We start from the raw sequence: 308 nt of genomic DNA, 5'->3' as shown, positions 1-308 counted from the left end.
CGAGGCCCAGCGCGCTCCGGGGGCGGTCGACGGCGGGGGCGGCGTCGGGACGCGCGCCCGCGGCCTCAGCCGGCGACATCGAAGCCCTCCCCGGTCAGGTCGACGAACCGGTCCTCGAGGCTGGCACCGGCCACCTCGAACCCGCGGACGCGCACGTCCGCGGCGACGAGCGCCGCGACGATCGACTCGGGCGAGAGCCCGTCGACCGCGAGCTCGGCCTCGATGCCGACCGCACCACCCGCGGTCGCGGGCGTCGCGTCGGGCCGTGCCCGCGCCTCGGGGGAGAGCCCCAGGCGGACGAGCACGTC

1 pseudogene is annotated in these 308 nt (G+C 79.2%); it reads right to left on the bottom strand.

Going from position 1 to position 308, the window contains the following annotated elements:
- Positions 1-65: 65 nt before the first annotated feature.
- Positions 66-308: pseudogene (locus tag IFT36_RS16695) on the bottom strand (ABC transporter ATP-binding protein); the annotation flags it as partial.

Origin of the sequence: Frigoribacterium sp. CFBP 13605, from assembly GCF_014839405.1 — a bacterium.
In the GTDB taxonomy this organism is placed as follows: Bacteria; Actinomycetota; Actinomycetes; order Actinomycetales; family Microbacteriaceae; genus Frigoribacterium.
This window is presented reverse-complemented; position numbering and strand designations above follow the sequence as displayed.